The organism is Streptomyces sp. NRRL S-495, from assembly GCF_000966955.1.
Taxonomy (GTDB): Bacteria; Actinomycetota; Actinomycetes; order Streptomycetales; family Streptomycetaceae; genus Kitasatospora; species Kitasatospora purpeofusca.
Genome location: NZ_JZWY01000929.1, coordinates 1 through 4,641, shown reverse-complemented (window position 1 = coordinate 4,641; position 4,641 = coordinate 1). Strand labels below are relative to the sequence as shown.

The 4,641-nt window shown below is 76.0% G+C and carries 2 protein-coding genes and 2 pseudogenes; 2 read left to right on the top strand and 2 right to left on the bottom strand.

What is annotated here, in order from left to right; translation table 11 throughout:
• Nucleotides 1-359: pseudogene (locus tag VR45_RS36485) on the top strand (hypothetical protein); the annotation flags it as partial.
• Nucleotides 360-411: 52 nt separating this feature from the next.
• Here the strand turns inward: VR45_RS36485 and VR45_RS36480 are convergent.
• Nucleotides 412-2,922, bottom strand: coding sequence for a Tex family protein (locus VR45_RS36480; RefSeq protein ID WP_078897296.1), 2,511 nt, complete (start codon nucleotides 2,920-2,922; stop codon nucleotides 412-414).
• Between the two features lie 340 nt (nucleotides 2,923-3,262).
• Between VR45_RS36480 and VR45_RS36475 the strand changes: the two genes are divergently transcribed.
• Entirely contained in the window at nucleotides 3,263-4,204 is a 942-nt protein-coding gene (locus VR45_RS36475; RefSeq protein ID WP_234326511.1) for an aminoglycoside phosphotransferase family protein, read from the top strand.
• Nucleotides 4,205-4,237: 33 nt separating this feature from the next.
• On the opposite strand, the pseudogene VR45_RS36470 reads toward VR45_RS36475, so the two are convergent.
• Nucleotides 4,238-4,641 (bottom strand): annotated as a pseudogene (locus tag VR45_RS36470) (FHA domain-containing protein); the annotation flags it as partial.

The following is a 4,641-nucleotide window of genomic DNA, read 5'->3' as shown; positions in this document are numbered from 1 at the left end:
CCACGGTAGACGTGCTGCGCAAGCGGATCGGGCTCACCCTGCGGCTGGACGACGAGGTCGGTCGCGGTGGCGGCGAGGGCGGGCGGGGCGAAGGCGGCCGCGGCGGCGACCGGCAGGCGCGCCCGCCGCGCCAGGAGCGGCGCGGCGGCCAAGGTGGCCAGAGCGGTCAGAGCGGTCAGGGCGGCGGCCAGGGCGGTCGTGGTCAGGGCGGCGGCGGTCAGGAGCGCCGGGACCGGGGCGGTTCCGGCGGCTCGGGCGGCTCGGGGGCGCTGGGCAACAGCGCCATGGCGGACGCGCTGCGCCGGGCCGGTCTGGCCGGCGGGGGCGGTTCGGACGACCGCCGCTCCGGGCGGCGCTGACACACGGCGTGGTGGCCGGTGGACGCGCGTCCACCGGCCACCACGCCGTGTGTCAGCGCCGCCCGGAGCGGCGGTCGTCCGAACCGCCCCCGCCGGCCAGACCGGCCCGGCGCAGCGCGTCCGCCATGGCGCTGTTGCCCAGCGCCCCCGAGCCGCCCGAGCCGCCGGAACCGCCCCGGTCCCGGCGCTCCTGACCGCCGCCGCCCTGACCACGACCGCCCTGGCCGCCGCCCTGACCGCTCTGACCGCTCTGGCCACCTTGGCCGCCGCGCCGCTCCTGGCGCGGCGGGCGCGCCTGCCGGTCGCCGCCGCGGCCGCCTTCGCCCCGCCCGCCCTCGCCGCCACCGCGACCGACCTCGTCGTCCAGCCGCAGGGTGAGCCCGATCCGCTTGCGCGGCACGTCTACCGTGGTGACCCGGACGGTCACGATGTCGCCCGGCTTGACCACCTCGCGCGGGTCCTTGACGAAGTTCTTCGACAGCGCCGAGACGTGCACCAGGCCGTCCTGGTGCACACCCACGTCGACGAAGGCGCCGAACGCGGCCACATTGGTCACCACGCCCTCCAGCACCATGCCGACCTCCAGGTCGCCGATCTTGTCGACACCCTCCTTGAAGGTGGCGGTGCGGAACGCCGGACGCGGGTCGCGGCCCGGCTTGTCCAGCTCGCCCAGGATGTCGGTCACGGTCGGGACGCCGAAGGTGCCGTCGGCGAAGTCGCCCGGCCGCAGCGCGCGCAGCCGGCTGCCGTTGCCGATCAGCTCGCGCAGCTCCCCGCCGGTCGCGGCCAGGATCCGGCGCACCACCGGGTACGCCTCCGGGTGCACGCCGGAGGCGTCCAGCGGGTCGTCGCCGTCCGGGATCCGCAGGAAGCCCGCGCACTGCTCGAAGGCCTTCGGGCCGAGCCGGGCGACGTTCTTGAGCTCCTTGCGGGTGCGGAACGGGCCGTTGGCGTCCCGGTGCGCGACGATGTTGTCCGCGAGCGTGCCGGTGATGCCGGAGACCCTGGTCAGCAGCGGCGCGGAGGCGGTGTTGACGTCCACGCCCACCGCGTTGACGCAGTCCTCGACCACGGCGTCCAGCGAGCGCGAGAGCTTCACCTCGCTCAGGTCGTGCTGGTACTGGCCGACGCCGATCGACTTGGGGTCGATCTTGACCAGCTCGGCCAGCGGGTCCTGGAGCCGGCGGGCGATCGACACCGCGCCGCGGATCGACACATCGAGGTCCGGCAGCTCCTGCGAGGCGAACGCGGAGGCCGAGTACACCGAGGCGCCGGCCTCGCTGACCATCGCCTTGGTCACACCCAGCTCCGGGTGCCGCTTGAGGAGGTCCTCGGCGAGCTTGTCGGTCTCCCGCGAGGCGGTGCCGTTGCCGATCGCGACCAGGTCCACGCCGTGCTTCTTCGCCAGCGCGGCCAGGGTCGCCAGCGCGGCGTCCCACTTGTTGGCCGGCTGGTGCGGGTAGATCGTGTCGTGGCCGAGCACCTTGCCGGTGGCGTCCACCACGGCGACCTTCACGCCGGTCCGGAAGCCCGGGTCCAGGCCCATGGTGGCGCGGGTGCCGGCCGGGGCGGCCAGCAGCAGGTCCCGCAGGTTCGCCGCGAACACCCGGACCGCCTCGTCCTCGGCCTCGGCGCGCAGCCGGCCGCGCAGGTCGATGCCGAGCCGGACCAGCACCCGGGTGCGCCAGGCCCAGCGGACGGTGTCGCCGAGCCACTTGTCGGCCGGGCGGCCGTGGTCGGCGATGCCGAAGCGGGCGGCGATCCGCTGCTCGTAGTCGCTCGCGCCGGGCAGGTCACCGCCCTCGTCGCCGTCGTACGGGGACAGGTCGAGGTCCAGCACCTCCTCCTTCTCGCCGCGCAGCATCGCCAGGATCCGGTGCGAGGGGAGCTTGGTGTACGGCTCCGCGAAGTCGAAGTAGTCGGCGAACTTCGCGCCCTCCTGCTCCTTGCCCTCGCGGACGGTGGCGACCAGCCGGCCCCTGGTCCACATCCGCTCGCGCAGCGAGCCGACCAGGTCGGCGTCCTCGCCGAACCGCTCGACCAGGATCGCCCGGGCGCCCTCCAGCGCGGCGGCGCCGTCCGCGACCGACTCGTTGAGGTACCCCGCGGCCAGCGCCGCCGGGTCCTGCGTCGGGTCGGCGAGCAGGGTGTCCGCCAGCGGCTCCAGACCGGCCTCGCGGGCGATCTGGGCCTTGGTACGCCGCTTCGGCTTGAACGGGAGGTAGATGTCCTCCAGCCGCGCCTTGGAGTCGGCGGCGAGGATCCGCGCCCGCAGCTCGTCGTCCAGCTTGCCCTGCGCCTCGACCGACTCCAGGACGGCGGCGCGGCGCTCCTCCAGCTCCCGCAGGTAGCGCAGCCGCTCCTCCAGGGTGCGCAGCTGCGCGTCGTCCAGCGAGTCGGTGGCCTCCTTGCGGTAACGGGCCACGAACGGCACGGTCGCGCCGCCGTCCAGCAGCTCGACCGCCGCCTTCACCTGCCCCTCGCGGACGCCCAGTTCCTCGGCGATCTTCCGCCCGATCGCCTGCTGGGCCTGCTGGGCCGCCTGTTCGACTGGCGTGGTCACGAAGCCGGTCACCTTCTTCAGAGTTGCTGTCCGTACCCCCGCATTCTGACAGCCGCCACCGACGCCCCGCCCCGCCCCCACCACCCCGGGCGTGGCGTGGCGGCGGCCCCGGCCGGGCTGCGTCCGGCCGCGCGGGCGCGCCCCGGCGCCCCGGCCCGCGACCGCTCGACGGCCGATCGACGGCCGCTCCAACGGGCCAGGAACGGCGGCTCCCGGCAGCACCACCGAGTCCCCGAGCGCCCCCCGCGAAACCCAACGCCCCTGTGAAATCCTCATGTTCTCACCCTGGTGTTCGAAATCCGCCTGATCGCGGGGCCCGTCCCGGCGTACAGTGCCGGGCATGTGCGCAGCCGCCCGGACGCCCGACCGCATGCACGACGACGACTTCCTGCACGACCGTCTGCACGACGAAGAACCCGTCATCGACACCGGCTTGGTGAGACGGCTGATCGCGGCCCAGTTCCCGCAGTGGACGGGCCTGCCGCTGACCCCGGTCGGCATCACCGCCACGGACAACGCGATGTTCCGGCTCGGCGCCGACCTCGCCGTGCGGCTGCCCCGGGCCGCCTGGGCCGCCGGGAACATCGCGCGCGAGCAGCACTGGCTGCCCCGGCTCGCGCCGCGGCTGCCCGTACCGGTGCCGATACCGGTCGCCCACGGCCGGCCGACCGCCGCCTACCCGTGGGAGTGGTCGGTGCTGCGCTGGCTGGACGGCGTCAACCCGGCCCCCGGGGCGCTCGCCGACCCCGGGCAACTCGCCCGGGACCTGGCCGGGTTCCTCGGCGCGCTGCGCTCCGTCGAGCCGGGGCCGGACGCCCCTGCGGCCTCCCGCGGCGGACCGCTGGCCGGCCGCGACGCCGCCACCCGCGCGGCGATCGGACGGCTGCGCGGCGTGATCGACACCGGGGCGGCCACCGCGCTCTGGGACAAGGCGCTGCGGCTGCCCGAGCCCATCGGACCGGCCGCCTGGGTGCACGGCGACCTCACCGCCGGGAACCTCCTGGTCGCCGGCCAACGCCTCGGCGCCGTCCTGGACTTCGGCCTGCTCGGGGCGGGCGACCCGACGGTCGACCTGATCGCCGCCTGGAACGTGCTCCCGGCGTCCGCCCGCCCGGCCTTCCGTTCCGCCCTGGCGGTCGACGACGCCACCTGGGAACGCGGCCGCGCCTGGGCGCTCTCCATCGCCCTCGTCCAACTGCCCTACTACCGCACCACCAACCCCCCGCTGGCCGCCAACGCCCGCCACGTCGTCCGCGAGGTCCTGACGGACCGCAGCGTCTGACGGACCGCAGCGTCCAAAGGGGCGGGGGCTGCCTCAGACGAAGCGGGTCGGCTCCGCCGCGCCCGGCGGCAGCGGGGTACGGGCCCCCTCCGCCCGCCAGGCCCCGGCCAGTTCGGCCGGGAACCGGCGCCCGCTGCGGGTCAGCACCAGGCCGGGGGTGAGTTCGACCTCGTCGCCCGGCCGGAACGGCCGGTCGGCCCCCGCCGCGAACGGCTCCCACGGGCCGAGGTGCCCGCGCCGCCCGGCCACCCGGATCCGGCTGCCGTACGTGCTGGTGTCCCGCACCACCACGGCGCCGCCCTGCACCGCGACCAGCAGGTGCCGGCGGCTGACCCGGGCGGCGCGCTCGGCGGGCAGCAGCCCGGCCAGTGCGATGCCGTCCGCCGTCCCGGGGGCGCGTCCGACCTCGGTGCGCGCGCCCTCGGCGAGGGTGAACC

Coding starts and splice junctions, on each gene's coding strand:
- VR45_RS36475 (WP_234326511.1), top strand. CDS start 3,263: ATGTGCGCAGCCGCCCGGACGCCCGACCGCATGCACGACGACGACTTC.